The 26,017-nt window shown below is 73.0% G+C and carries 22 protein-coding genes; 10 read left to right on the top strand and 12 right to left on the bottom strand.

Annotated features, from left to right (window positions below; genetic code table 11):
* Positions 1-178 precede the first annotated feature (178 nt).
* The gene (locus HAV40_RS25215) at positions 179-1,381 is read left to right on the top strand and encodes a cytochrome P450 (protein ID WP_203671579.1); all 1,203 of its coding nucleotides are present in this window, start codon (positions 179-181) and stop codon (positions 1,379-1,381) included.
* Here HAV40_RS25215 and HAV40_RS25210 read toward each other — a convergent pair.
* From HAV40_RS25210 to HAV40_RS25195, 4 genes are all read right to left on the bottom strand, one after another.
* Entirely contained in the window at positions 1,361-4,189 is a 2,829-nt protein-coding gene (locus HAV40_RS25210; RefSeq protein WP_166385387.1) for a helix-turn-helix transcriptional regulator, read from the bottom strand. The genes HAV40_RS25215 and HAV40_RS25210 overlap by 21 nt on opposite strands.
* 131 nt (positions 4,190-4,320) lie before the next feature.
* Positions 4,321-4,524, bottom strand: a complete 204-nt coding sequence (locus HAV40_RS25205) for a hypothetical protein (protein WP_166385385.1) — start codon at positions 4,522-4,524, stop codon at positions 4,321-4,323.
* A 246-nt stretch (positions 4,525-4,770) separates the two neighbouring features.
* A complete protein-coding gene (locus HAV40_RS25200) occupies positions 4,771-5,031 on the bottom strand; it encodes a Prokaryotic metallothionein (RefSeq protein WP_155372406.1) in 261 nt (86 codons plus the stop codon).
* 139 nt (positions 5,032-5,170) lie between these two features.
* Positions 5,171-6,271: a sulfite oxidase gene (locus HAV40_RS25195; RefSeq protein WP_166385703.1), complete on the bottom strand. Its 1,101-nt coding sequence runs from the start codon at positions 6,269-6,271 to the stop codon at positions 5,171-5,173.
* A gap of 112 nt (positions 6,272-6,383) precedes the next feature.
* Between HAV40_RS25195 and HAV40_RS25190 the strand changes: the two genes are divergently transcribed.
* Entirely contained in the window at positions 6,384-7,280 is an 897-nt protein-coding gene (locus tag HAV40_RS25190; protein WP_239086651.1) for an ADP-ribosylglycohydrolase family protein, read from the top strand.
* Positions 7,281-7,348: 68 nt separating this feature from the next.
* On the opposite strand, the gene HAV40_RS25185 is transcribed toward HAV40_RS25190, so the two are convergent.
* Positions 7,349-8,020, bottom strand: coding sequence for a hypothetical protein (locus tag HAV40_RS25185; RefSeq protein ID WP_166385381.1), 672 nt, complete (start codon positions 8,018-8,020; stop codon positions 7,349-7,351).
* 199 nt (positions 8,021-8,219) lie between these two features.
* Here HAV40_RS25185 and HAV40_RS25180 point away from each other — a divergent pair, with 199 nt between their 5' ends.
* From HAV40_RS25180 to HAV40_RS25160, 5 genes are all read left to right on the top strand, one after another.
* A complete protein-coding gene (locus HAV40_RS25180; protein WP_239086646.1) occupies positions 8,220-9,962 on the top strand; it encodes a VWA domain-containing protein in 1,743 nt (580 codons plus the stop codon).
* Positions 9,963-10,236: 274 nt separating this feature from the next.
* Positions 10,237-10,725 carry a hypothetical protein gene (locus HAV40_RS25175; protein ID WP_166385379.1) on the top strand — a complete coding sequence of 163 codons (489 nt, stop codon included), beginning with the start codon at positions 10,237-10,239 and terminating at the stop codon, positions 10,723-10,725.
* Positions 10,726-10,769: 44 nt separating this feature from the next.
* Complete coding sequence (aspT, locus tag HAV40_RS25170) at positions 10,770-12,461, top strand: aspartate-alanine antiporter (protein WP_239086645.1); 1,692 nt, start codon at positions 10,770-10,772, stop codon at positions 12,459-12,461.
* 90 nt (positions 12,462-12,551) lie between these two features.
* Positions 12,552-13,772, top strand: coding sequence for an FIST signal transduction protein (locus HAV40_RS25165; protein ID WP_166385377.1), 1,221 nt, complete (start codon positions 12,552-12,554; stop codon positions 13,770-13,772).
* Positions 13,769-16,078: a putative bifunctional diguanylate cyclase/phosphodiesterase gene (locus HAV40_RS25160; RefSeq protein ID WP_166385375.1), complete on the top strand. Its 2,310-nt coding sequence runs from the start codon at positions 13,769-13,771 to the stop codon at positions 16,076-16,078. The genes HAV40_RS25165 and HAV40_RS25160 overlap by 4 nt, the downstream gene beginning before the upstream one ends.
* 21 nt (positions 16,079-16,099) lie before the next feature.
* Here HAV40_RS25160 and HAV40_RS25155 read toward each other — a convergent pair whose 3' ends face one another.
* A complete protein-coding gene (locus HAV40_RS25155; RefSeq protein WP_166385373.1) occupies positions 16,100-16,450 on the bottom strand; it encodes a DUF2203 domain-containing protein in 351 nt (116 codons plus the stop codon).
* 220 nt (positions 16,451-16,670) lie between these two features.
* Between HAV40_RS25155 and HAV40_RS25150 the strand changes: the two genes are divergently transcribed.
* On the top strand, positions 16,671-17,168 hold the full coding sequence (locus tag HAV40_RS25150) for a DUF6232 family protein (protein WP_166385371.1): 498 nt from the start codon (positions 16,671-16,673) through the stop codon (positions 17,166-17,168).
* Positions 17,169-17,206: 38 nt separating this feature from the next.
* Here HAV40_RS25150 and egtD read toward each other — a convergent pair whose 3' ends face one another.
* From egtD to HAV40_RS25130, 4 genes are read right to left on the bottom strand one after another with little or no spacing between them, the layout of a single operon-like run.
* Positions 17,207-18,172 (bottom strand): L-histidine N(alpha)-methyltransferase, encoded by a 966-nt coding sequence (egtD, locus tag HAV40_RS25145; RefSeq protein WP_166385370.1) that lies wholly within the window; start codon positions 18,170-18,172, stop codon positions 17,207-17,209.
* The gene (gene egtC / locus HAV40_RS25140) at positions 18,169-18,903 is read right to left on the bottom strand and encodes an ergothioneine biosynthesis protein EgtC (protein WP_166385368.1); all 735 of its coding nucleotides are present in this window, start codon (positions 18,901-18,903) and stop codon (positions 18,169-18,171) included. The genes egtD and egtC overlap by 4 nt, the downstream gene beginning before the upstream one ends.
* Positions 18,903-20,204 (bottom strand): ergothioneine biosynthesis protein EgtB, encoded by a 1,302-nt coding sequence (egtB, locus tag HAV40_RS25135; protein WP_166385366.1) that lies wholly within the window; start codon positions 20,202-20,204, stop codon positions 18,903-18,905. Before egtB ends, egtC begins: the two co-directional genes overlap by 1 nt.
* 31 nt (positions 20,205-20,235) lie before the next feature.
* A complete protein-coding gene (locus HAV40_RS25130; protein ID WP_239086638.1) occupies positions 20,236-21,453 on the bottom strand; it encodes a glutamate-cysteine ligase family protein in 1,218 nt (405 codons plus the stop codon).
* 228 nt (positions 21,454-21,681) lie between these two features.
* On the opposite strand from HAV40_RS25130, the gene HAV40_RS25125 reads away from it, so the two are divergent.
* Entirely contained in the window at positions 21,682-21,873 is a 192-nt protein-coding gene (locus tag HAV40_RS25125; RefSeq protein WP_166385365.1) for a hypothetical protein, read from the top strand.
* 68 nt (positions 21,874-21,941) lie between these two features.
* On the opposite strand, the gene HAV40_RS39240 is transcribed toward HAV40_RS25125, so the two are convergent.
* Both HAV40_RS39240 and HAV40_RS25115 read right to left on the bottom strand, forming a co-directional pair.
* The gene (locus HAV40_RS39240; protein ID WP_239086635.1) at positions 21,942-24,242 is read right to left on the bottom strand and encodes a glycoside hydrolase family 18 protein; all 2,301 of its coding nucleotides are present in this window, start codon (positions 24,240-24,242) and stop codon (positions 21,942-21,944) included.
* Positions 24,243-24,331: 89 nt separating this feature from the next.
* Positions 24,332-25,213 (bottom strand): urease accessory protein UreH domain-containing protein, encoded by an 882-nt coding sequence (locus tag HAV40_RS25115; RefSeq protein ID WP_166385363.1) that lies wholly within the window; start codon positions 25,211-25,213, stop codon positions 24,332-24,334.
* 209 nt (positions 25,214-25,422) lie between these two features.
* Between HAV40_RS25115 and HAV40_RS25110 the strand changes: the two genes are divergently transcribed.
* Entirely contained in the window at positions 25,423-25,956 is a 534-nt protein-coding gene (locus HAV40_RS25110; RefSeq protein ID WP_166385361.1) for a hypothetical protein, read from the top strand.
* Positions 25,957-26,017 lie beyond the last annotated feature (61 nt).

The following is a 26,017-nucleotide window of genomic DNA, read 5'->3' as shown; positions in this document are numbered from 1 at the left end:
GGTAAGCCTGGTTCCCCGAGTCGTTAATGTGACGGCACCGGACGGCCTGGCACACCGCCCCACCGCCGACGAAAAGCATGCGGAAACCGGACCAACCAGCCTGGATAGTAAAATCCGTCAAATCACCCGTGATACCCCGCTAAGATGACAAAGTTATCGACGGGGAGTGATGGCTGTGGTGGCGGTCGACAGGAGCACGGGCTTCGCCGAGGTGCCCGGACGATGGGACGACGTTCTCGACTGGTACGCGCGGATGCGCGAGGACGACCCGGTCAGCTGGGACGAGCGCTACGGCGCCTACCACGTCTTCCGGTACGCCGACATCGCCAGGGTGCTGTCCGACCCCGCGGTCTTCTCCTCCGACCTGACCGGGCTGGTCCCGCCGCAGGAGGAGGTCGACCTGTTCAGCCGGGGCAACTTCGTACGCATGGACCCGCCCCAGCACACCACGATGCGCCGCATCGTGAGCAGGGCGTTCACCCCGCGCGTCGTCGCCGGGCTGGCCCCGCGCATCGAGACGATCACCAACGAGCTGCTCGACCAGGTGGCCGGGCAGGACCGCGCCGACCTGGTGCAGGCGCTGGCCTACCCGCTGCCGGTCACCGTGATCGCCGAACTCATCGGCGTGCCCGCCGCTGACCGCGACACCTTCCGCCGCTGGGCCGACGGACTGCTCAGCGCGCAGGTGCCGGAGACCGTGATCCCGGACGAGAAGACGATGCAGCAGGCCGGAGCCCGGCTGCGCGGCATGATCGACTACCTGCTGGCGCACATCCGGCAGCGCCGCGCGTCTCCCGCCGACGACCTCACCAACGCGCTGATCGAAGCCGAGGTCGACGGCGCACGCCTCACCGACGAGGAGATCGTCGGCTTCCTCGGCGTGCTGCTCATCGCCGGGCACATCACCACCACCACGCTGCTCACCAACACTTTGCTCTGCCTGGACGCCAACCCCGGTGCCGCCGCGGCACTGCGCGCCGACCCCGAGCGCATCCCGGCCGCGCTGGAGGAGGTGCTGCGCTACCGCTCGCCGTTCCCCCGGCTGGCCCGGCTCACCACCACCGACACCCAGGTCGGCGACCGGCAGGTGCCCGCGGGCAAGGTGCTGATGCTGTGGGTCGCCTCGGCCAACCGGGACGCCGCCCAGTTCGCCGAGCCGGACACCTTCGACCTCACGCGTACGCCGAACCCGCACCTGAGCTTCGGCCACGGCATCCACTTCTGCATCGGCGCGCCGCTGGCCCGCCTCGAAGGCCGCATCGCCGTGCAGACCCTGCTGCGGCGCTGCCCCGACCTGGCCGTCGACGACGGCGTGGAACTCTACGACCCGCGCATCATGACCGGGGCCCGCGTCCTGCCCCTACGCCTGCGCTGGTCCTGAAGCCGGGCCGGTGCGCTGGTGGGCGCTGACGGCGAGCTCGACGCGGGAGTGGACGCCGAGTTTGGCGAGGATGCTCGACACGTGTGACTGCACGGTGCGCCGGGACAGGAACAGCCGCGCCGCGATGTCGGGGTTGGACATGCCCGAGGCGACCAGCAGCGCGACCCGGTGCTCGGTCTGGGTGAGCGCGTCCCAGCCGTGCTTGGGGCGCTTGCGCGGGCCCTGGCGGCCACGGCGTACGCCCAGGCGGCGCAGCCGCGCGTCGGCGCGGAAGATGTCGCGGCTGGCGTCCATCGCGGTATAGAGGTCCAGTGCCCGGGTCAGCGCCGCCCGCGCCAGGTCGAGGTCGCCCCGCGCGGCCAGGGCCACCGCGGCGTCCTCGTCGGCCTGAGCCTGGTACAGCCGCCAGCCGCAGTCGCGGTAGGACGCGGCGGCCGACAGCAGCAGGTCGGCGTCATCCTCGGCGAGGCCCCGGCACAGCAGCGCGGTCGCCGTCAGGCTCAGCGCGGGCTGCGCGGCGGCCAGCTCCTCGGTCTTGGCGACCAGCGCCGCGGCGCGCTCCCGGTCCCCCGCCGTGGCGGCCAGCCGGGCCAGGTCGGGGCAGAGGTGGTACATCACCCGGTGCGGCAGGTGTTCCAGCGCGGAGGCGTGTTCCCAGAACGGGTAGAGCAGGTCCAGGCTGTGCTTCGCCCGCGCGGGCTCCTCCTGCAGCACCCGCGCCCAGGTGTCGAGGTAGACGTACTGCGCCTCGGCGGAGCCGCCCTGCCCCTGCGCCACGATGGTGGCCCCGGGCTGCGGCTCGCCGCGGTGGATCGCGATGAGCCTGCCCAGGCCGCGCAGCCACGGCTCGTCGCCCAGCGGATCGGGATACTCCAGCCCCGCCTCGATCTCGGCGCGCGCGTCGTCCCAGGCCCCGGTGAGGAAGCGCAGCTGCGCACGCAGCGCGTGGACCAGCGTCAGGTACGGCCCGCCGTAGCGCTGGTTGCTCTCCAGCGCGTCGGCCAGCACCCGCTCGGCCTCGTCGAGCCGGTCGAGTTGCAGCAGGCAGTAGCCGCGCAGCACGGACTGGCCCGCGGGCATGTCGGGCAGCACGCTGTGGCCCAGGTCGGCGATGGCCTGCTCGCTCAGCGCCAGGCCGCGCACCACGTCGCCCTCGACGAACCGCAGCCCACCCTGCACCAGCCTGCCCAGCCCCACCGCGTACCCGTCATCGGCCCGGGTGCCGTGCTCGATCGCCAGCGCGGCCGCCGACGCCGCGGCCTCGTGCTGGCGCAGGAAGAACCGGCACTTGGCGCAGAACCCGTGGAAGCGCCCGACGTCGGCCGCCGGCAGGTCGGCGGCGGCCAGCGCCACCGTCGCGACCTGCACCGCCTCGGCCTGCCGCCCCTGCCGGAACAGCGCGTCCATCAGCAGCCAGTAGAGGGCGCCGCGCCGCTGCGGGTCCGGGTCGCGGCCGATCGCCTCGCGGGCCTCCCACTCCGCCTCGGGCAGGCTGCTCTCCCAGATCAGCGCCCGCACCAGGTGGAACCGCAGCTCGGCGGCGCGGTCGTCGGCGACCGCCGCCAGCGCCCGGCGCAGCAGCCGCACGGCCGCGCCCGGCGCGCGGGTGATCAGCTCGTCGGCCGAGGACACCAGCCAGTCCAGCGTCGCGGCGTCCAGGGTGGTGCCCGCGACCAGGTGTTCGGCGACCCGCTCCACCGGGGCTCCGGACGCGGTGAGCACCTGCCCGGCGCGCAGGTGCAGGGCGGTGCGCATCTGCTCGGGTACGCCGTCGCTGAGCGCCTGGCGGATCAGCGCGTGGCGGAACTCCAGGTGCGGCCCGGCGTCGACGACCACCCCGGCGTCCAGCGCCGCGAACATCACCTCCGACAGCGCCATCACCGGCATGTCCAGCACCGCCGCCAGTTCGGGCACGTCGATGGCGCGGCCCAGCACGGCGGCCTGCCGCAGCGTCTCGCGCTCCTTGCGGGGCAGGAAGGCCAGCCGCCGCACGACCATGTCCAGCAGCGAGCGCGGCATCCCCGCACCGTCCACGCCCGGGGTCAGCTCGGCGCTGCCGCCGGTCACCCGGATCCGGCCCTCCCGTTGCAGCGCGGCCAGCAGCTCGGTGAGGTAGAACGGGTGCCCGCCCGCGCCGTCGGCCAGCCGGGCCAACCGTGGGCCGGGTGGTGCGCCCAGCCGCTCGGTGACCAGCGCGGTCACCGCGTCGTCCGGCAGGGCGGTCAGCTCGACCAGGTCCGCCCCGCGCGAGCGCAGGCTGCGCAGCAGCCCGGCGGCCTCGGCCCGGCCGGTGGGCCGGGCGGCCACCGCCACCAGCAGCGGGTACTCCTCGATGCCACGGCCCAGCCGGTGCAGCACCACCAGGCTGGCCGGGTCGGCCCACTGCACGTCGTCGACGAGCACGGCCACGGGTCCCGCCGCGCACCAGGCGTCGACCAGGTCGAGGATCGCCTCGGTGACCGCGAGCTGGTGGTTGGCCGCGGCCACGGTCAGCGCCAGCGCGCCCTCGCCGCGCAGCAGCCGGGCGACTTTGGCCTGAGCCGGGTCGGCGGTGACGACCAGCAGGCCGAGGCACGCGCCGATGGCGGAGAAGGGCAGCCGCTGTTCGAGGTCCTCGGCCGCGCCGCGGCAGACCCGCATGCCCAGCCGCCCGCACTCCTCGGCGGCCGCGTCGAGCAGGCTGGTCTTGCCGATGCCGGGTTCGCCCTCGACGAGGACGGCGGCACCGGCTCCGGCGGCCGCCGCCCGGGCCATCGCGCGCAGGCGCCCGACCTCGGGATCGCGGCCCACGAAAACAGGCGCCGCCATGGGACAAGCCTAGTCTTCAGGCAGGTCCCAGGCGGCGCCATGGGGCCGAACGTGGGGCGTCCCTGCTCTCCCGCGGGGGCGGGACAGGGACACACCGTGTCCGGGATGGGGTGGGATGGGTGCGAGGAACGTCAGTGGTCCGCGCGTCCGGCGTACATCTCGTTGACGACGGTGATCACGTCATGGATGGAGGTGCGGGCACGGGTGGCGATGTGTTCGACGGGCGCGTTGCTGGCGAACGCCTCCCGGATCGCCGCGCGCAGCGAGCCGGCGTCGCGGCCGGTGGACAGGGCCTGGTCGATCAGGCACAGCGCGTGGTCCGCGGTGACGTACATGCTCGATCTCCCAGCTGCGGCTCGTCGGTCAAGATCCGGTGCGGGCGCACCCGCCGCCGATCGACCCGCTCTCGCGGCCGGGAGGCGACGGTGCTTCCGTGTCCTCCACGATCCGGCACCCGGCCACCCCGAAACATCCGCCATTCGGCGGTACTGAACGCCCGAGTTCATACCGTTTTAAGGAAAAAGCTCCGCTCGCGCCGATATTTCGGGCGAGAACGGAGCTCACGATCATGGACCACGGACCTAGCCGGGATGCACGCCCACCGCGTCCCGGATCTTGAAGCCCTCCCGCGCGTCGGCCGACCGGGCGCAGTGCGCGCAGCAGTAGAAGTGCCCCGACACCTCGACCCCGTGCCCGATGATCTTGCAGGCGCAGTGCTCACACACCGGCGCGAGCAGGTGCACCGCGCACTCGAACGAGTCGAAGACGTGCACCGCACCCCCCGCGGTGTGCACCTCGAACGACAGCCAGTAGTCGTTCTTGCAAACCTCACACGTGCCCACAGACAACCCCTCCCATCGGCGTATCCACGAACAGTGTCGGCCCCGCCACCCCCCACCAGCAGCGAAACAACCTATTTCGCAGGAAGGGCGCCCTCTTGACGCCAGGCGTTGTAGAAGGCGCCCTTGCTTCGTCGCAGGGTCAGTGCAGGCAGGCGACGGGGATCTGCTGCACCGCGTTGTTGGCGAAGCCGCCACGGTTCCAGGCCTGGTCGATCGGCTGCTCGCCGCCCAGGGCGTCGACGGCGCGGGCGGTCAGCAGGTGGCTGCCCGGCACCGCGTCCCAGGCGTACGTGAAGCGCCGCCACGCCCACCGGTGACCCGTGTCCGGCTCCAGGTCGGCGGCCGACCAGGTCTGCCCGCCGTCGACACTCACCTCCACCGACGTCACCGGGGCCCGGCCCGACCAGGCCCGCCCCTCCACCAGCACCGGACCCGGGCGCACCACCCGGTTGCGGGACATGAAGTCGGGGAAGCCGGGCGGGGCCACCAGCGCCCGCGGCGCGATCCGGGTCACCGGCACGCCCGGGTCGTCCGCGTCGCGCCGCACCCGGTAGGCGACCGCCTGCTGGTAGCCCTCGAACGGCCGGTCGGTCAGCGTGATCCCGCGCAGCCACTTCACGTGCGCCATGCCGTACCAGCCCGGCACCACCAGCCGCACCGGGAAACCATGCTGCGGCAGCAGCGAGGAGCCGTTCATCGCGTACGCCAGCAGCACGTCCTCGCCGAGCGCCTCGTCCAACGCCAGGCTGCGCTGGTAGTCCTGCTCGACCCCGCGCTCCACCCCGTGGTCCGCGCCGGTGAACACCACCTCGACCGCGGCCGGGTCGACCCCGGCCGCCGCCAGCACGTCACGTAGCGGCACGCCCGTCCACTCCGCGGTGCCGACGGCCTCCACCAGCCACGGCTGGCTGACCGGGCGGGGCAGCAGCCGGGCCCGGCCGTTGCCCGCGCACTCCATCGTCACCCGCACCGTGCGCGACGGCATCGCCCGCAGCGCGGCCAGGTCCAGCGTCAGTGGCCGGTCCACCAGCCCGTCGACGGCGATCCGCCAGGACTCCTCCTCGGCGTACGGGATGTCGTAGTGGATCAGCAGGTAGTGCAGTCCAGCCGGGGTCACGTCGTAGCGCAGAGCCTCCAGCGGCATGCCGTGGTTGCGGGCGGCCAGCGCCAGCTCCTCGGCACTGATGCCCTCATCAGGCTCGGCCAGGCGACCGGGGCGGCTGACGTCGTTCAGAGTCATGTCCACCCGACCAGCATCTCCCTTCACCCCCCGCACACGGAACCCACCCCGTGCCCAGCGCTCCGCCCATCGGGCTGCGGAATCCGGTTGTGGGGCACGAGATCATCTAATGATGACTCCGAACCGCGCCGCGGCGCTGCGCTCGCTGCGCGGGCTGGCCCTGGGTGACGCCTTCGGCGAGACCTGGTTCTTCCAACCCGCTGACAAGTTCGCGTGGCTGGTCTCCGAGCGGCAGGCCCGCTCCGGGCCCTGGCCGTGGACCGACGACACCGCGATGGCCCTGTCCCTGACCCGCATGCTGCTCGAACACGGCGAGGTACGGCAGGACGAGCTGGCGGCGGCGTTCGCGAACGCGTACGACGCCGACCCGTACCGCAACTACGGGCCGTCGATGCACGGGGTGCTGCGCGCGATCTTCGAGGGTGAGCACTGGCGCGAGGTCACCGGGCGGCAGTTCGGCGGCCAGGGCTCGTGGGGCAACGGGGCCGCGATGCGTGTCGCGCCGCTGGGCGCCTGGTTCAGCGGTGACCTCGACCTGGTCGTGGCGCAGGCCAGTGCCTCGGCCGAGGTCACCCACGCCCACCCCGAGGCGGTGGCGGGCGCGGTCGCGGTCGCCGTCGCGGCCGCCCTGGCCGTCGCCGGGACCGCGCCGGGTGAGCTGATCGGGGGCGTGCTCGCGCGGACCCCGGACGGCGAGGTCGCCGCCGGGCTGCGCCGGGTCGCGCGGCTGCCGTTCGACCGGCACCAGTCCTGGGTCGCCGGTGAGGTGGGCTGCGGCCTGCGCATCTCCGCGCCGGACACCGTGCCGTACGCGGTGTGGTGCGCCGCGCGCCACCTCGACGACCTGCCCGAGGCCCTCTGGACCACGGCCTCGGTCGGCGGCGACATCGACACGACCTGCGCCATCGTCGGCGGCATCGTGGCGGCCCGCACCGGCCTCGCCGCGGCCCCCGCCACCTGGCTGGAGGCCTGCGAACCGCTACCGGAGTGGGTGGCCGCCGCACACTGAGCCCATGATCGCCGTTTCGTGCCGATACCTCGGCTCAGAGCCCAGGTTCGGACCCGAAACGGCGATCATCACGGCCGGAAGGGGCGCAGGGTGCCGGTGGGTGGGAGGCCGGCGGAGGCCGTGACGTGTACGGCGGTGGTCCACCAGCGGCTGTCCAGGCGGCCCGCGGCGGTCCAGTCGATGACCCAGTCGAGCATGCACAGCGGCGGCTCGTCGTAGGCCTCGGGCAGCGGGACCAGCGTGATGCCGCCGTCCGGTTCGACGTAACCGTCCAGCGGGAGCTGCTGGGGCATCGCCAGCCGGGACGGCAGCAGCTTCCACGCCCGGTGTGCCGGGTAGCTGTGGTCGGTGGCCCAGGTGTCGATGATGCCCGCCCGGACCAGCGGCCGCAGCAGCGACGCGGTGTCGGTGCACAGCCGGTCCCGCTTGGGCTGGTACGGCGTGAAGCTCAGCAGCCGGGCCCGGGTCAGCTCGCTGCCCGCCCGCTCATCCCAGGACGCCGTGTCGGCCGGGTCGCCGTCCCACGGCTCGCCCCCGTCGCCGGGCTCGGCGTACGCCCGCCGCCCGCCGCGCACCTGCCGGTCGTAGGACTCGGCGAGCGCCGCCTGCTCGGCCGACCCGAGGTCAGCGCCGTGCCGGGCGCGGCGCGGCGCGTCGGTGTACGGCAGCTCCTCGACGGCGGCGGGCACGGGATCGTCCTCGGGCCGCACGGCCGGGTCTCGCTGTCGCGTCGCCCACATCGGCGCACCTCCTGAGGTCCCGGTGAAGGGGACGGGACGGGATGAATTCCTGTCCTTCAGAAGGAGTAACGGCTGATCTTTCCGCCGGGTTAGCGGTGATCAGGCAGTACAGAAGGCCGGTGTGAGAAGTTTCTCTTCGGTAACATTCGTCCGAACGTATGTGGCGAGACGCCTTCACGTTGACGAAACATAGCTTCTTGTGCCGGGCCGCCATCGCAACGTACGCCGTATCCACCCCGTCACCAGCGCCATTGCCGCAGTCTTCGCGGTCGCGCTGGTGGTCTCCGGGGCCTTTCTCATCTATCGCCAGGTCTCCGACCCAGCCTGTTCCGGACAGGCGCCGCTGACCGTGGCCGCGCCCGCGGAGCTCGCGCCGGCGCTGCAGGAGACGGCCTCGGCGCTGACCGCCGAGAAGGCAGAGGTCGACGGGGCCTGCATCGCCGTCCAGGTGACCGCGGCCGACCCCGCCGACGTCGCGGCCGCCGTGGCCGCGCTGCGCGGGCTCTCGCTGACCGGCGTCGGCCAGCCCAGCGGCAGCACCCAGGTGCCCGACGTGTGGATCCCGGACTCCGCGACCTGGCTGTCCCGGGTCAGTGCGGCCGCGCCCAACACCGCGGTCCAGGAAGCGCCCTCGATCGCGCGCAGCCCGATCGTGATCGCCATGCCGGAACCGGCCGCGACCGGCCTGGGCTGGCCGTCGGCGAAGCTGACCTGGCCCGCCCTGCTCCAGCAGATGACCGCGGGCACCAAGCTGCACGTCGGCATCGTCGAGCCGACCCGCGACTCCGCCGGGCTGTCCGGCCTGCTCGCCATGGCGTCGGCGGCGAGCACGTCACCCAACGCCCAGGCGGCCACCACCGGCGCGCTGCGCACCCTGGCCGCGGGCCGCTCCGTGCTGCGCCAGGACCTGCTGGCGAAGTTCCCGCGGGCCAACGACCCCGCCGCGATCGCGTCCGCGCTCGGCGCGGCCCCGCTGTCCGAGCAGGCCGTCATCGCCTACAACGCGGCGAAGCCGCCGGTGCCGCTGGCCGGGCTCTACCTGGAGCCCGCGCCGATCGCCCTGGACTACCCGTACGCCGTCATGCCGGGCATCGAGCCCGCGCGCCAGGCCACCGCGACCCGCCTGCTGGAGGCGCTGCAGAGCCCGGCGTTCCGCGACCGGCTCGCCAAGGTCGGCCTGCGCGGTCCCGACGGCGGCTTCGGCACGGGCGCGACGACCCCGCGCGGCGCGCCCGACGTGATGGGCGCCCCGGCCCCGTCCGCCTCGCCCACCGCGGCGACGACCACGGCCGCCGTCGAGCGGCTGCTGTCCACCTGGGTGGCCGTGACGCTGCCCGCGCGCATGCTCGCCGTGATCGACGTCTCCGGTTCGATGCTCCAGCAGGTCGCCACCGCGGGCGGCGCGACCCGCGCCCAGGTCACCCTGGAGGCGGCGCGGCGCGGCCTGGGGCTGTTCGACGACTCGTGGGCGGTCGGCCTGTGGACCTTCTCCACCGAACTGGTCGGCAGCAAGGACTACAAGCAGCTGATGCCGATCGGCCCGCTGGCGGCCAACCGCACCAAGATGCTGTCGACGCTGGCCGCCATCCAGCCGAAGCCGACCGGTGACACGGGCCTCTACGACACGATCCTCGCCGCGTACCAGACGGTGCAGAAGGACTGGGATCCCGGCCGCGTCAACTCCGTGGTGCTGATGACCGACGGCGACAACGACGACAAGAACGGCATCTCCGAGACCGCGCTGCTGGCCAAGCTCAAGGAGATCGCCGACCCGGCCCGCCCGATCCAGGTCGTCATCCTCACCATCGGCGAGGTCAGCACCGACCCCCTCAACAAGATCACCAAGGTCACCGGCGGCGGCGTCTTCTCCGCCAAGGACCCCGCCAAGATCGGCGAGATCTTCCTGAAGGCCATCTCCCTCCGCTCCACCCAACCGAGCTGACCCGTAGCGAGTGCTCCGCGGGTCGATCCGACCGGTCGGCCCACCGCCACCCCGCATAGACGCTGGCCTATCACGATGAATTCGAGCGCCGAATTTTCAACGTGATAGGCCAGCGTCTATTGCAGAGGGCGCGAGGCGCGACGCGGCGCGGCGCACGGAGCGACGCGAAGCGGGGCGGCGCGGGTGGGACGGAGCGGTGGGACGGAGCGGTGGGACGGAGCGGTGGGCGAGTCGGCGGGTGGGGAGGGTCGGTGGGGCGTGGGAGTATGCGGGGATGGTGGGTCAGGAGCTGCGGCGGTTGCCGGGGGTGGCGAGGGGGATCGCCGAGGCGGCGGTGGACGCCGTGGACGCGGCGCGGGCGCGGGATGCCGAAGGGCTGCGGGAGGCGGCCGACCGGCTCGCGGCGGCGGACTCGGAGCACGTCGAGGTGGTGCTGGGCAGCGTGGTGCGGGCGCTGCTGGAGGACCTGCACCCGGACGGGCTGGCCGGCGAGGACGTCCAGGACGTGCTGGAGCAGTGCGTACGCGACACGCTCGCGTGGACCGATGAGTTGGACGTCGACACCCTCGTCCTGGTGCTGACGGGCGCGCTGGGCGTGCACCAGCAGGAGGACGGGGCGCCCCGGCCCGATCCGCGGCTGCTGGCCTGGCACGCGCCGGTGCTGCTGGCGTACCTGTTGACGCTGTCGGGGCGGCGGCTGGAGCCTTACCTGGTGGCCGCGTTCGCGGAGATCATGCGAGCTGAGACGGTGGAGATGCCGTAAGGCGGCGCACCCTTTGTCCTAATATGAGGCGCGGGGGTGCGTGGATGCTCGACTGGCTGGGCGACCTGCTGCGCAGCACCCCGGGACTGGCCCTGTTCGGCTGCCTGGCGGCCGGGTTCGCGCTGGGCCGGGTGCGCTTCTGGAGGATCACCCTCGGCGGCGTGGCGGGCACCCTGCTGGTCGCGCTGATCGTCGGCCTGCTGGACGTCACGCTGACTCCCGAGCTGCGCAACGTCGCGTTCGCCCTGTTCATCTTCACCCTGGGCTACCTGGCCGGACCGTCGTTCTTCGCCAGCCTCAACCGCAGGGCGCTGCGGTATGCCGTGTTCACCGTGATCCAGGTGACGACCCTGGTCGCGCTGGTCTGCGTGGCGACCGTGGCGCTCGGACTGGACCAGGGCACCGCCGCCGGGCTGCTGGCCGGGGGCACGACCTCGTCGTCGGTGCTCGGCACCGCCGGGGAGGCGATCGGCGCACTGCCCGTCGGCCCCGAGCGGGTTCGCGAGCTGCAGTCCAACCTGGCCACGGCGTACTCGATCGCCTATATCTTCAGCCTGGTCACCCTGATCCTGTTCACCAGCCAGTTCGTGCCCATGCTGATGCGGGTCGACCTGCGCGAGCAGGCCCGCGAGCTGTGGCGCAAGCTCGGCGGCGAACCGGAGCGCTCGGAGAGCACGGCTCGCGCGGTGCCCGGCGTCGTGGGCCGGGTGTACGTGGTCGACGCCGCACACGGGCTCACCCTCGCGCAGCTGACGGAGGCGCTGGGCACGGAGGCGGCGGTGGAGCGGCTGCGCCGTGACGGCGAGATCACCGAGGCCGCGCCGGAGACGGTGCTGCGGGCCGGGGACCGGCTGGTCGTGGTCGGCGAGCGGGAGGCGCTGCTGCGGGCGGAGCGGCTGATCGGGCCGGAGACGCTGGGCACCGGCAACGATCCGCTGAGCCTGGACGTGGCGGAGGTCGTCATCACCGACCGGCGCTACCGGGGCTGGACGCTGGAGCAGCTGCACCGGCAGGTCCCGCCGCGCGGCGTGTTCGTGACGGGGCTGTCCCGGATGGAGCACGCCCTGCCGGTCAAGCCGTGGACCGACATCACCACCGGCGACACGGTACGGCTGACCGGCGCGGGGCCGGACCTCGACGCGTACACCCCGCTGCTCGGGATCCGGATCAACCCGGCGGTCAAGGCGGACCTGAGCTTCATCGCGCTCGGGGTGGTCGTGGGGATGCTGATCGGCAGGCTGTCGATGCCGGTCGGCGGGGTGCCGCTGTCGCTGGGCATCGGCGGGGGCTGCCTGTTCAGCGGGTTGTTCTTCGGCTGGCTGCGGGCCCGGCACCCGACCTACGGGCAGTACCACCCGGCGGCGGCGCAGGTGATCCAGCAGTTCGGGCTGGCCACGTTCGTGTGCGCGGTCGGCCTCGGCGCGGGCCCGGGCGCGCTCACCCTGATCGAGCGGTACGGCGTGCTGCTGCCGCTGGTCGCGGTGCTGGTCACGGCGATTCCGGCGCTGCTGAGCCTGTGGGCGGGCAGCCGCCTGATGAGGCTGCCCGCGCCGCTGGTGGCAGGCGCCATCGCGGGTCAGCAGTGCAGCACGCCCGCGGTCGACGCGGTGCGCGAGGCGGCGGGAAACACCACACCCCTGTTGTCGTACACCATCGTCTATGCCTTTTCCGCGGTGCTCCTGCCGCTGCTCGGGCCACTGATCGTGGCCCTGTCCAGTGCGCTGGTCGCGGCGTGAACTTTGGCAGACTGCCCGGTTAGCGCGTTATGGTCGCTTTGTGAAGTGCCAGGTCAGGCGGCCCCACCGGGCCGGATGCCGGGAGTGATCATGCCTGTGGAGATACCCGCGCCCCGGCCCGCCGCCGCCACCGCCACCGAGCCGCTGCGGACGGGCGTCGGCTACAGCGACGCCGCCGACGCGGTCGAGGCCGGGCGGGCCGCCGCCGCCGAGGCCCTGGCCGGGCTCCAGGGCTACCCGCCAGAACTGATCATCGTGTACACCTCCGTCTCCTACGACCTGATCGCGCTGCTGCACGCGGTGCGCCGGGCCACCGGCAAGGCGCCCCTGGTCGGGGCGACGACCAGCGGGCAGTTCCACGACGGCAGGCTCATCGACCCCGGCCTCGGGGTGTCGGTGCTCGCCCTGTCCGCCGGGCGGTACCGCTTCGGCGTCGCCTCGGTCACCGGGGTCACCGAGGACGGCGACGACGCCGGTCAGCGGCTGGCCCGCGCGGCCCGCGCCGCCGCCGGGCCGGAGCCCACCCCGCACGCCGCCCTGCTGCTGCTCACCACCGGGCTGGCCGGGCACCAGCAGGAACTGCTCAACGGCGTACACAGGGTGCTCGGCGCGCCGGTGCCCGTGGTCGGCGGCAGCGCCGGGGACGACCGGCTGCTCATCCGCACCTGCGTCTTCGAGAACGACAACGTGCTCACCGACGGCGGCGCGGCCGGGGTCTGGATCGCCTCGCCCGATCCGCTGTCGGTCGTCGCCGAGCACGGCTGGTACGACGTGGGCCTGCCGCTGCTGGTCACCAAGTCCGACGGCCTGGTGATCCAGGAGATCGCCGGCCGCCCCGCCGCCGAGGTGTTCCGCGAGCACTTCCACGACGACGTCGACTTCGAACGGCCCGGCCTGATCAAGCCCGCGCCCGGCTACCTGTCGGCGTACGCGTTCGGGCTCATCCAGCCCGACGGCAGCAAACTGGTGCGCGGCGCGTACATCGACGAGGACGGGCAGCTCAAGACGTTCAGCCCGCTGCCGCTTTACGCCCCGGTCCAGATCGTGTCCTGCCGGGCCGAGGACCTGCTGCGCGTCACCGGCGACGTGGTCCGCCGCAGCCTCGCGGGCCGCGACGCGTCGGTGCTGCTCGCGTTCAGCTGCGTCGCCCGGCTCGACGTGCTCGCCGAGCAGGGGGCGCGGGAGGCGGCGCTGATCCAGGACGCCGCCGGGGAGGTGACGACGTTCGGCTTCTACACCTACGGCGAGTTCGCCCGGACCACGCGCGTCGCCGGATACCACAACGCGACCCTGACCGCGATCGCGCTGTGACGGCCGCCGTGCCCGCAGCCGTGCCCGACGAAGGCGAGACCGAGCAGCTCAGGCAGCAGCTCGCGGCAGCCGTCGACGCGGCCCGCGACGCCTACCGCGACACGACCCGGCTCATCCAGGTGCTTGACCTGCTGGGCCGCCCGGCCGGATCCGCGGAGCTGATCGGCGACATGCTCAACGTGCTGTCCGACGCGTTCTTCGCCGACGTCGTCTGCATGGCCCGGGTCGCCGGGGAGCGGCTGGTCGTGGCCGCCTCGTGCGGGCTGCCCGAGGACGACCCGGCGTACGCCCAGGGCTGGCCCGTGGGCGAGGCCGCCCGCCGCACCCTGGCCACCACCGAGCCGACCGCACGGCACGGCACCATGCCCGACGACGACGCCCCGGGCTCGGTGACCGGCCTGGGCATCCGGTCGGCCGCCTGGATCCCGCTGTCCACCGAGCCGTACGCCGACACCCTGCTCATCCTGTTCCGCAGCCTCGACCAGCCGTTCGCCATGTCCGACCTGCGCATGCTGACCTCGGTCGCGGCCCGCCTGCAGATGGCGCTGCAGGAACGCGAGCGCCACGCGGTCATCGAGCAGCTCGCCCACTACGGCCACCTGCTGGCCCGCCACCTGGAGGTGGACCCGCTGCTCGACGAGGCCGCCGAGCTGCTGCTGCGGCTCACCGGCGCGGACCGCGCGTGGGTGGTCACCGTCGAGGGCGGGCAGGGGCGGCTGCGCGCCCACCGTGGTCTGCCGCCCGCGCTGCTCGCCGCCTGGCCGGTGCCCGCCCGGAGCCTCGACGACCTGCCCGCCTGCGACGCCGGGCTTTCCGAGGTGCTCAAGGTCGCCGTCTCCCGCGAGAACGGCGCCACCGCCCTGCTGTACGCCGGCCGCGAGCGCCCCCGCCCGTTCGCCCAGGGCACCCTGGAGATCATGACGATCTTCGCGAACTATCTCGGGGTCGCCCTCACCAACGCCGAGCTGTACCTCGCGCTCACCGACCGGGCCACCCGCGACCCGCTCACCCGCCTGGCCAACCGCAGCGCGCTCGTGTCGCACCTGGACACCCTGCTGTCGGCCGCCGACCCGACGCGCATCGGTGTGCTGTTCTGCGACCTCGACGGGTTCAAGTCCGTCAACGACCTGTTCGGCCACGAGGCCGGCGACGAGCTGCTGATGCAGGTCGCCGACCGGCTGCGCAGCAGCGTACGCCCCGACGACCTGCTCGCCCGCTTCGGCGGCGACGAGTTCGTGATCGTGCTCGACCGGGTCAAGCAGCTGTCCGAGGTCGCCGAGATCGGGGCCCGGATCTGCGCCGACCTCGACGACCGGCTCGTCGTCTGCGGCGAGCAGGTGCACGTCTCGGCCAGCATCGGCGGCGTGCTCGGCATCCGCGGCGAGGCCACCCCGAGCACCATGCTGCGCGACGCCGACGCCGCCATGTACGTCGCCAAGGCCCGCGGCAGCGGCCAGGTCGAGGTGTTCGACGAGGACGCCTCGCACCGTTCCCGCGACCGGCTCGACCTGCGCGCCGAACTGCTGCTCGCGCGCACCCGCGGCCAGCTGCACCTGGCGTACCAGCCGATCTTCGCCCTGGACAGCCGGGCCGTCGTCGCCTTCGAGGCGCTGCTGCGCTGGACCCACCCGCACCACGGCACGGTCCCACCGGACGTGTTCATTCCGCTGGCCGAGGAGACCGGGGCCATCGTCGAGATCGGCCAGTGGGTGCTGGCGCAGGCCTGCCGCCAGCTCGCCCACTGGCACCGCCTGCCCGAGGGCCGCGGCCTGGGCATGAGCGTCAACCTGTCCCCCGTGCAGCTGCACCAGTCCCAGGCCGCCGAACGCACCCTCGACACCATCCGGACCGCCGGGCTGCACCCCGCCGACATCTGGCTGGAGATCACCGAACACAGCTACCTGCGCCACGAGGTCACCGAGTACGCCGGGGCGCTCGGCGCAGCCGGGGTGCACCTGGTGCTCGACGACTTCGGCACGGCGTACTCGAACCTGAGCTACCTCAAGCGGCTGCCGATCGAGATCCTCAAGATCGACAAGTCGTTCGTCAGCGGGGTGACGGGCCCCGGGGGCGGGCAGATCGATCTGAGCATCGTGCGGGCGATCCTGGCGATCGCGGACTCGCTCGGGCTGGTCGCGATCGCGGAGGGCATCGAGACCGAGGACCAGCGCGCCGCCCTGCGCGCCCTGGGCTGCCGGCTCGGGCAGGGCTACCTGCTGTCGCGGCCCCTGCCGGCCGCACAGGCCGGACTGCTCCTACGCCCCCAGCCCCAGATGCCCGCCCGCGCCGCCCAGCGCGGCGCCTGACCGCCTCGCGCTGGACGGGCGTCAGCAGGGGCGGCGGCCGGCGAAGCCGGTGTCGGTGCGGTGGTACCAGTCGATGCCGTCGTCGCCTTCGAGCCAGCACCAGCGCACCGGGCGGCCGTCGAGCTCGCCGGGGAAGTCCAGCAGCAGCGGGGCGAAGCCCTTGACCTCGATGTCGGCGTCGGCGATCTCCTCCAGCGCGGCGTAGAGCCGTGCTTCCAGGGCCTTGGCCTCGGGCAGCCCGCCCAGTGCGCTGTGCCCGCCGGTGTCCAGGTCGGCGCGCAGTTCGGCGAGGTCGGCGCGTACGCCGATGAGCTCGTCGAGCCGCGGCATCAGCGCGGCCAGCCGGGAGCGCGCTTCGTCCAGGGTGAACATCATCCCAGTATGTCGGCCTCCCGCCCGCCCACCGCACCAGGGCCGCCCGTCCCGCGCCAGGCGGCAGGATCGCTCGACGTGCCTGGCAGACGGTCGAAGCGGGACCACGCTACGCACACGTGCCCGGCAAGTCCGGTGACCGAGGGCGAGCCGGATTCACTCACGGACGATTTGGTCACTCTGCGCGATCCTAAGACAACGCTGAAGCGTCGGAGGTGTCGTGATCACCTACTATCGTGATGAGACGGTGGCGGTGACCTCGACGTACGTGCAGGTCGAGGACCGCCGGTACCGCCTCTCCGAACTGCGCTACATCTGGCACCGCCAGGAGCGCCCGGACTGGCGGGTGCGCCGCCGTACGGCCGGACGCGGGATCCTCAACATCCTGATGATCCTGTCCGCCTTCGCCGGTTTCATCGCGCTGATCGGATTGATCGCATCCGCGTACGGCGAGTCCCGCGTCGCCGCCGCGCTCGGCAAACTGCCGTTCCCCCGCGACACCCTGCTGCTCGTCGCGGTACTGCTGCTCGCCCTCGGCCTCGTGCCGCTGCTCTGGGAGTGGGCCCTGCACCGCGTCGACGACAGCTACGACCGCGGCAACGCCATCTACGAGGTATGGGCCGAAACCCAGGGCACCCAGGTCCTCCTCATCCGCATAGACGACGCCACCCGCTTCGGCAAGATCTACCGCGCCCTCCAACGCGCCCACGGCCAATGACCGCCCGCCTCCCCGCCACGCGGCCCGCCGCCACCCGGCTACTCCACGGCCCGCGCCAGCGTCACCGCGAAGCGGCCCTGCGGGTCGGTCCACCAGCGCGCCGCCTTGAACCCGGCCCGGCCCAGCTCCGCCTCGACCCGGACCCGGTCGAACTTCGCCGAGACCTCGGTGCGCAGCTCCTCCCCGGCCTTGAAGTCCACGTCCAGCTCCAGCGCGGGCACCTCGACCCGCATGTCCCGGGTCGCCCGCAGCCGCATCTCGATCCAGTTGTGCTTCGGGTCCCACAGCGCCACGTGCTCGAACGCGGTGAGGTCGAAGTCCGCGCCCAGCTTGCGGTTGAGCACCCGCAGCACGTTCAGGTTGAACTCGGCGGTCACCCCCGCCGCGTCGTCATACGCCGCGACCAGGGTCTGCGGGTCCTTGACCAGGTCCGTGCCGAGCAGCAGCCACTCGCCCTCGTGCAGCACGTCGCGCAGCTCCTCCAGGAACGCGGCCCGCTCCACCGGGGGCAGGTTGCCGATGGTGCCGCCCAGGAACACCACCATGCGGCGGCCGCCCTCCGGGATGCGGTGCAGGTCGTGGCTGAAGTCGCCGACGATGCCGTGCACCTCCAGGTCCGGGTAGTCGCCGTCGATCGCCTTCGCGGCCGAGCGCAGCGCCGTCTCGGACACGTCCAGCGGCACGAACTGGGCCAGCGTGCCCGTGTCGTGCATGGCGTCCAGCAGCAGCCGGGTCTTGTCCGACGACCCGGAACCCAGCTCCACCAGCGTCTTCACACCCGTCTCGGCGGCGATGTCGGCGGCGTGCTCGGCCAGCACGGCGCGTTCGGCCCGGGTCGGGTAGTACTCGGGCAGCTGCGTGATGCGTTCGAACAGGTCGCTGCCGTACGCGTCGTAGAAGTACTTCGGCGGCAGCCACTTCGGGGACGACGTCAGCCCTTCGCGGGCGTCGGTGCGCAGCTGCTCGCTCAGGTCGTCGGGTGTGAGGTAGACGTCGAGCTTCATAGCTCCTCCACGGTGTATGTAGCCGGGTGCGCCACCACCAGTCGGCGGTCGGGCACCTGCACCCAGCCGGGGTCGTCATCGAAGGGCTCGGAGGCGACCACCACCCTGCCGGGCGAGTGGTGCACCGCCAGCGCGTGCCCGTAGGTCGTCGCGTATGCCTTGTCGCCCTCGGTGAGCAGCAGGTTCAGCCGCGAGCCGGGGGCCGCCGCGCTCACCTCCGCCACCGTGGCGCGCAGTGCCTCGGCAGGGCCGTACCCGGCGCGCAGCCGGTTGCGGACCAGCGTCCACACGAACGCCGCGTCGGTCGGCGCGTCCATCGTCATCAGGTCCGTCACGGGCAGGCGCTCGGCGAGCTTCGCCACCGTGTCCGGCCAGCCCGCGACGAAGCCGTTGTGGCTGAAGAACCAGCCGTCCCCGCTGAACGGGGCACAGGCGTCGTCGGTGACCGTCAGGCCGGGGGTCGCCGAGCGCACCGCGGCCAGCAGCGAGCCGGTGACGGTGACCCGCGCGAGCGCGGCGAAGTTGCGGTCGGTCCACATCGGCACCGCCCGCCGGTAGCGCACCGGACCGGCCGAGGTGAACCAGCCCGCGCCGAAGCCGTCCGCGTTGATAGTCCCGCCGCCGCGCATGTCGCGGGGGGCCCAAGACTGGTGCTGCAGCCCGTACGGCGGCTCGACCAGCAGCGCCGCCAGCGGCACCGGCGGACCGAGATAGACCAGGTGGCGGCACATCAGTCGGCCAGCTCCCCCGGTCGCGGGTCGCGGGCGCAGCGGAAGCCGCTGAAGATCTGCCGCCGGATCGGGTAGTCCCAGTTGCGGAACGTGCCCCGGCAGGCCGCCGCGTCGGTGCCGAACGAGCCGCCGCGCAGCACCCGGTAGTCGTCGCCGAAGAAGACCTCGGAGTACTCCCGGTACGGGAACGCCCGGAAGCCGGGGTAGCCGTACAGCGGGGAGCTGGTCCACTCCCAGACGTCGCCCATGAGCTGGTGTACGCCCGCCGGTGACGCCCCTGCCGGATACGCCCCGGCCGGGGCCGGGGACAGGTGCCGCTGGCCCAGGTTCGCGTGCTCGGGCGTCGGATCGTCGTCGCCCCACGGGAAGCGGCGCGAGCGCCCGGTCGCCGGGTCGAAGCGGGCCGCCTTCTCCCACTCGGCCTCGGTGGGCAGCCGCCGACCGGCCCAGGCGGCGTACGCGCTGGCCTCGTACCAGTCAACGTGCACCACCGGCTCGTCGCCGACGATCGGCTCGCGCCGCCCGAACCGGGTGTACGTGCCGTCGCCGTGCCAGTGCGCCGGCCCGGACAGCCCGGCCTCCTGCCGGTGCGCCCAGCCGTCGGCGCTCCACCAGCGCGGGTCGCCGTAGCCACCCGCGTCGATGAACGCCTGGTACATGGCGTTGGTGACCGGGGCGCGGTCGAGGAAGAACGGCGGCACGTCGACCGGGTGCGCGGGCCGTTCGTTGTCCAGCGCCCACGGCTCCAGCGAGGTGCCCATTTCGAACGGGCCGCCGGGGATCAGCGCCTCGCCCGCCACGATCGCCCGCGAGCGCGGTGGCGGCTCGGCGACCAGCACCGGCTCACCGACGCGTAGCTGGTGGGTGGCCAGCATGGTCTCGTCGTGCTGCTGCTCGTGCTGGATGATCATGCCGAACGCGAAGCCCTGCTCGACCAGCGGGCGGCCCTCCAGCTCGACGGTGTCCAGCAGGTCCAGCACCTTCTCGCGTACCTCGCGCACGTAGGCCCGCGCCTGCGCCGGACTCAGCAGCGGCAGGGCCGGGCGCTCCCCGCGCGGGTGCTTGAAGGCGTCGTAGAGCTGGTCGATGTCGGCGCGCACCGGCTCGCGGCCGCCGACGTCGCGGACCAGCCACAGCTCCTCCTGGTTGCCGACGTGCGCCAGGTCCCACACCAGCGGCGACATCAGCCGCGAGTGCTGGCGCACCAGGTCGTCGTCGTCGACCGCGTCGGTCAGCCCGACGCTGCGCTGCCGCGTCCGGGCCAGTTCCGCCGCGGCCCGCTCCCGCAGTCCGGTGCTCATGCCGTCACCTCACTCCGCTCGTCGCGCCGGTTCAACCCAGGCCGCCTTCCCGTAGCCGCCGCCCGACCACGGCCCGCACCGCCTCGACGGTCGCGGGTGGCAGATCCGTGTCGTCCAGCGCGTCGCAGGCCAGGCCCAGCAGGGGCGGGGCGGCGGCCGCGATCGCCGGGTCGGCCAGGCCGTGCCGGGCCGCCTGTATCCAGCGCCCCGCGGCGGGTGCGGCCAGCGCCGCCGCCACGTCGACGGTCTCCTCGCGGGCGAACAGCGCGGCCAGCACCGCCACCGGGGCCACCCAGTCCAGACCGGACTGCATGTCCAGGTAGCGCACCTCGAAGTAGCCCCGGGCCCGGACCGGCGGGAAGATCGTGCTCAGGTGGTAGTCGAGGTCGGCATAGGTCGGTCCGGGTGTGATCGCGCCGCCGATCCAGTCGGCGAACGTCACCCCCGCCGGGGCCTCCCACGAGCCGTCGCGGCGTACGCACAGCAGCGGCGTGTCCAGCACCCGCCGTGCCCAGCCCGCGACCGGATCGGCGGCGTCGGCGGGCGGCCCGTTGCGCATCGGGTCGGCGGCCAGGCAGGCCCGCATCCGCGCCGACGCCCAGCCGGTGTCCACCCCGGCCTGCCGGGAGGAGTTCGCGAACGCGGCGACCAGCGCCGGTCCCACCGCGTGCAGGGCGTTCCAGCGCGGCGCGACCCGCTCGGGCAGCCCGGCGTCGAGGCACACCTGCACGCTGGCCGTCCCGCACATCCACTGCCTGCCGTACGGGCCGAAACGGTCGAAGACGCGCTCCATGGCCGCGTACCGCGGGGTGTCGAGGATGCGGCCCGGCTGCCGGTGGGCGTCGCAGCCCCGCCCGTCCAGTGCCAGGCCCGCGCCGTCGAGGAGGCCGGTCAGCTGCTCCAGATCCGCCATCGTGGCGTCGAGCAGCCCGGCAAGGGAGTCGCTGGTGTCGGTGGAGATCTCCACCTGCCCGCCCGGTTCGAGGGTGACCCGGCCGCCGTGCGGCAGCGGAGTCTGCGGGCTGTCCGGCACCAGGTTGCGGGGGGCGTGCTCGCCCAGCGCCGAACCCAGTGCTCCCGGATCGACCGGCCGCGCCGGATCATCCAGGTGGTGCGTGGTCCATTCCAGTTCGATGCCCACCCGCCCCGGCGGCCCGGTCTTGAAGCACACCTTGGCCACGTAACCCTCGGCCTCGGCCCGCCCCGCGATCCGCACCGCCGCGTCGCGCGCCATCTCCTGCTGCACCATCACTTCACCCCCGTCCACCGGTACGTGAGACCGCCCAACCTACTCCCCCAATTCCACCCCTACCCCGTGATTCCCCCTCACTCACCCACCCCGCACGGTTCGATCATGAACTTGACGGCGTGTCGGCGCCCCTGCCTTCATGATCGACGTCCGGTGCCGGGATGGGGCTGACAGGGGGATTCCCCGATCGGCCGATCTCGAACCATCGGGCGGGCGGACAATTGCTACATGCAGCCCGAACCCCGCGATTCGACGAGCCTGCTGGAAGAGGTGCTGGCCGAGGAGGCCGACTTCGCCAGCGAACACGCACGCCTCAACACCAGCGACGCGGTCAGCGCGGGCGAGGATCTGCACTCGGATCCCGACATACCACGCGGCCTGGGCGGCATGGACATGAAACGCCTCCGCCTGCTCGACTGAGGTCCCGATGTGGCGCACAGGCGAGCCCCGCCTGCCCGGTGGGGCCGGCGGGGCTCGGGGTGACGCGGTTACGGCAGCGAGTTGAGGAACGGCTCGTGGGAGTTGCTGAACTCCCAGTTGTAGTAGCGGTCCCAGTTGATCGACCAGGTCATCAGGCCGCGGAAGTCGGGGCTGGTGCCGCCCCGCAGCGTGTACCCACCGCAGTTCTGGTTTTTGACCAGGCAGTTGACGGCCTGCTGTACCTGGGCGGGGGTGGTGTAGCCGCCACCGGCGCTGACCGCGGCGGGAACGCCGAAGGCGATCTGGTCCTCGCGCAGAGCGGGGAACGTGACGCCCGTGTTGGCCACCGGGAAGCCCGCGGCCAGCATGTCGGTCATGGCGATGTGGAAGTCCGCCGCGCCCATGTTGTGGTACTGGTTGTCCAGCCCCATGATCGGGCCCGAGTTGTAGTCCTGCACGTGCAGCACGGTGATGTCGTTGCGCAGCGCGTAGATGACCGGCAGGTACGACCCGGCCCGGTTGTCGCAGCCACTGCACGTGCCGCCGTAGAACTGGTACCCGAGCTGCACGAAGAACGTCTCCGGGGCCATCGTCAGCACGAAGCCCGAGCCGTAGCGCGCCTTCAGCGTGCGCAGCGCCGAGATCAGGTTGACCACGACCGGGGTGGTGGGGTTGCGGATGTCGCCGTCACCGGCGTTGAGGTACAGCGAGTGGCCCTCGAAGTCGATGTCGAGGCCGTTCAGGCCGTACTTGTCGATGATGGCGCTGACCGAGCTGACGAACGTGTCCCGGGCGGCGGTCGAGGTGAGCTGGACCTGCCCGTTCGCGCCGCCGATGGAGATCAGCACCTTCTTGCCCTGGGCCTGCTTGGCCCGGATGGCGGCGATGAAGTCGGCCTCGCTCTCCACATTGGGGCACTCGGCGACCGGGCACTGCCGGAACCGGATGTCACCCGAGGTCGCCGAGGTCGGCTCGCCGAAGGCCAGGTTGATGATGTCCCACGAGGACGGCACGTCGGCCATCCGCATGTACCCGGACCCGTTGGCGAAGCTGGCGTGCAGGTAGCCGATGAGCGCGTGCTTGGGCAGCCCGGTGTTGACGCAGCCCGTGGTGGTCGCGCTGACCGCACCGGACTTGGCCGACTCGCCGGAGGCGTTGTACGCCGCGACCGTGTACGCGTGCGCCGAGCAGGTGCCCAGGCCGCTGATCGTGGCCGTGGTGCCGCTGCCGGAGGCGACCTGGGTGGAGCCCTCGTACACGCGGTAGCCGGTCGCGCCGGACGACGCCGACCAGGACAGCGACACGGCGGTGTTGGTCGTGCCGGTGACCGTCAGGCCGCTCGGCGTCGCCGGGACCGTGGTGCAGCCCGTGGTCGTCGCGCTTACCCCGCCGCTCTTGGCGGACTCGCCGGAGGCGTTGTACGCGGCGACCGTGTAGGTGTGCGCCGAGCACGCGGCCAGGCCGGTGATCGTCGTCGAGGTGCCGGTGACGGTCGCCCGCACGGTCGTGCCCTCGTACACCCGGTAGCCGGTCGCGCCCGAGGACGCGTTCCAGGACAGCGCGATCGACGTGTTGGCGATCGTGCCGACGGTCAGGCCGCCCGGGGTCGGCGGCACCGAGGTGCAGCCGGTGGTGGTGGCGGTCGCCGCCGACGTCTTGGCGGACTCGCCGGTGGCGTTGTATGCCGCGACCGTGTAGCTGTGCGCCGAGCACGTCGCCAGACCGGTGATCGTCGTCGAGGTGCCGGTGACGGTCGCCCGCACGGTCGTGCCCTCGTACACCCGGTAGCCGGTGACGGTCCCGCTGGACGCGCCCCACGACAGGGCGATCGAGCTGTTGGTGATCGTGCCGACCGACGGGTTGCCGGGCACACCGGGCACGCCCGTGCCGCCGGGGCCGTCGAGGCTGACGTCGTCGGCGAAGTAGGTGCCCTGGCCGTACCAGCCGTGCGTGTAGACGACCACGCTGGTCTGCGACGCGCCGGTGGTGAAGTTGACGGTGAGCTGCGTGTACGCGGCCGCACCGGGGGTCCAGGTGGACGCGCCGCCGTCGACGCCGAGGTAGACGTAGTTGCCGCGCACCCAGCCGGTCAGCGCGTACGCCGTGTTCGGCTGCACCGCGACGGTCTGGCTGCACTTGGCGTTGTCCGACGCCGACGCCGCCGCCTGCAGCGCCTTGGTGCCGGAACGCACCGGGGTGCCCACCACGGAGCCGAGGCCGCCGGTGCAGCTCCACGGGGACAGCGTGCCGGTCTCGAAACCGGGGTTGGCCAGCAGGTTGGCCGCCGAGGCCGGGGTGGCGACGGCGAGGACGCCGACCGCGACCAGCAGTGACAGGGCGGCGGATATGGCAAGTGGTCTTCTGGTCACGGGCCCTCCTCAAGGATGGATGGCCCTGATTATTAACTCTCTTAACTGTTAATGTCCATGCCAGATTGATGAAGCTCCACACCCGACGGTCAGGCCAGCAGCGCGCTCGTCGCCACGCCGACCCCGACCACGATCACCGCCGACGACGTGACCAGCGGCAACAGCCGCCAGGCGCGGTGCGACAGCCAGGCGCGCGGCACCCGGTCGAGGCGGTCGCGCAGCCGGGTCAGCAGCAGGCCGAGGCCGAGCAGCGACACCGCCATGCCCGCCCCGTACGCCACCACCAGCAGCACCCCGTACCAGGCCCGCCCCAGCGCCACCGCGCCCAGCAGCACCACCACCGCCGACGGGCTCGGCATCAGCCCACCCGCCAGTCCCATCGCGACGATCCCCCGGCCGCCCGGCCGCCGCTGCCCGTGCCCGGCACAGTCCTCGTGCCCGTGCCCCGCGTGCCCGCCGTCGCGGTCGCGCCAGGCCCGGCGCAGCAGCGACAGCCCCACCGAGACCACCAGCGCGCCGCTCAGCACGGTCAGCAGCGTGTAGACCCGGTGCGGGACGAAGTGCAGCCCGGCGGCCAGCACCACCCCCAACATCAGGACCCCGGCGGTATGGGTGAGCGCCACCGTCCCCGCCACCGACACCGCCTGCCGCAGCGACCCCCGCTCGTTGACCAGGTACGTCGCCATCAGCAGCTTGCCGTGCCCCGGAGCCAGCGCGTGGCCCGCGCCGAGCGCCAGCGCGACCGCCATGGCCAGCAGCGCGAACCCCGGCGTCAGCTCCTGCCGCCCGACCAGCGCGGCGAACTCGGCGCTCAGCCGCCCCAGCAGCACCCCGTGCTCGTGCTCCTCGACGGGCAGGCCCGCCGCACCACCGCCGTCACCGGTCGCCCACCAGACGGCCAGCCCCAGACCGGTCAGCCCGGCGGCGGCCGCCAGGGCGGGCCCGGCGCGCAGGCGGCGTCGCGCCGTCATCACTGGTTCCGTCATCACCCGTGCCTCTCGCTCTGCGGGGTCAACGGGGTGGGCACCGGCCGGGAAACGCGATCCCGCATGCCCGTTAGATCGTGTATGCCCAGCTCATGCGTATCCGGTCGGGTACATCCGCGTTGACCATGTGGTGCCGCCGCCCGGCCAGCCCTCCTACCCGCCGCCCGCCCGGACGGCCAGAGAAGGACTCACCCATGCGCATGTCCCGAGAGCAGTCCCGTCTGGCCTGCCTCGCCGCCCTCGCGACCGCGGTCACCGCGATGGTGGTGGCCTCCGTGATGTTCCTGTTCGTCGCGCCCGGCTACTCCGCCGCAGGCCCCGACGACCGGGGCAAGCACCGCGGCTACGGCTCGCACAGCCCCTCCGCGATCCCCAGCGAGGCGCCCTCCCAGTGGCCCTCCGACGGCCCTACGGAGTCGGCGGCCCCGTCGACCGGCGTCTCGGGCACCTTCCAGACCGACGACGGTGACGACGGCGGCGATGACGGTGACGACGACGGTGACGACCACGACGGCGGCGGTGACGACGAGCTGCCACGCACCGGCACTACGGGTCCGTCCACGGCGACGCTGGTGCTGACCGGCCTCACCGTGCTGCTGCTCGGCGCGGGCGCGCTGTGGCTGGCCGCCGCGCTGTCCCGCCGTCTGGAGGGCACCCGCCTGCGGGCCCAGGCTGCCGGCGCCGTCGCCGCCCTGCGCCGCCGCCCCTCCCCACGCCCTCGCGACTGACCCACCCACCCAGCCCCTCACCCCACCCACCCAACACCCCACCCCGCGCCGAGCTCCCCGC

It is taken from the genome of Catellatospora methionotrophica (genome assembly GCF_011297335.1).
Taxonomy (GTDB): Bacteria; Actinomycetota; Actinomycetes; order Mycobacteriales; family Micromonosporaceae; genus Catellatospora; species Catellatospora methionotrophica.
Note: the sequence above shows the minus strand (reverse complement) of the source record. Positions and strands in the feature narration are given on the sequence as shown.

What these genes read in the sequence shown, in the direction of transcription:
- HAV40_RS25210 (WP_166385387.1), bottom strand. Translation starts at nt 4,189, where the DNA reads ATGGCGGCGCCTGTTTTCGTGGGCCGCGATCCCGAGGTCGGGCGCCTG.
- HAV40_RS25205 (WP_166385385.1), bottom strand. Translation starts at nt 4,524, where the DNA reads ATGTACGTCACCGCGGACCACGCGCTGTGCCTGATCGACCAGGCCCTG.
- HAV40_RS25195 (WP_166385703.1), bottom strand. Translation starts at nt 6,271, where the DNA reads ATGACTCTGAACGACGTCAGCCGCCCCGGTCGCCTGGCCGAGCCTGAT.
- HAV40_RS25190 (WP_239086651.1), top strand. Translation starts at nt 6,384, where the DNA reads ATGACTCCGAACCGCGCCGCGGCGCTGCGCTCGCTGCGCGGGCTGGCC.
- HAV40_RS25185 (WP_166385381.1), bottom strand. Translation starts at nt 8,020, where the DNA reads ATGTGGGCGACGCGACAGCGAGACCCGGCCGTGCGGCCCGAGGACGAT.
- HAV40_RS25175 (WP_166385379.1), top strand. Translation starts at nt 10,237, where the DNA reads ATGGTGGGTCAGGAGCTGCGGCGGTTGCCGGGGGTGGCGAGGGGGATC.
- aspT (WP_239086645.1), top strand. Translation starts at nt 10,770, where the DNA reads ATGCTCGACTGGCTGGGCGACCTGCTGCGCAGCACCCCGGGACTGGCC.
- HAV40_RS25165 (WP_166385377.1), top strand. Translation starts at nt 12,552, where the DNA reads ATGCCTGTGGAGATACCCGCGCCCCGGCCCGCCGCCGCCACCGCCACC.
- HAV40_RS25155 (WP_166385373.1), bottom strand. Translation starts at nt 16,450, where the DNA reads ATGTTCACCCTGGACGAAGCGCGCTCCCGGCTGGCCGCGCTGATGCCG.
- egtD (WP_166385370.1), bottom strand. Translation starts at nt 18,172, where the DNA reads ATGAAGCTCGACGTCTACCTCACACCCGACGACCTGAGCGAGCAGCTG.
- egtC (WP_166385368.1), bottom strand. Translation starts at nt 18,903, where the DNA reads ATGTGCCGCCACCTGGTCTATCTCGGTCCGCCGGTGCCGCTGGCGGCG.
- egtB (WP_166385366.1), bottom strand. Translation starts at nt 20,204, where the DNA reads ATGAGCACCGGACTGCGGGAGCGGGCCGCGGCGGAACTGGCCCGGACG.
- HAV40_RS25130 (WP_239086638.1), bottom strand. Translation starts at nt 21,453, where the DNA reads ATGGTGCAGCAGGAGATGGCGCGCGACGCGGCGGTGCGGATCGCGGGG.
- HAV40_RS25125 (WP_166385365.1), top strand. Translation starts at nt 21,682, where the DNA reads ATGCAGCCCGAACCCCGCGATTCGACGAGCCTGCTGGAAGAGGTGCTG.
- HAV40_RS25115 (WP_166385363.1), bottom strand. Translation starts at nt 25,213, where the DNA reads ATGACGGCGCGACGCCGCCTGCGCGCCGGGCCCGCCCTGGCGGCCGCC.
- HAV40_RS25110 (WP_166385361.1), top strand. Translation starts at nt 25,423, where the DNA reads ATGCGCATGTCCCGAGAGCAGTCCCGTCTGGCCTGCCTCGCCGCCCTC.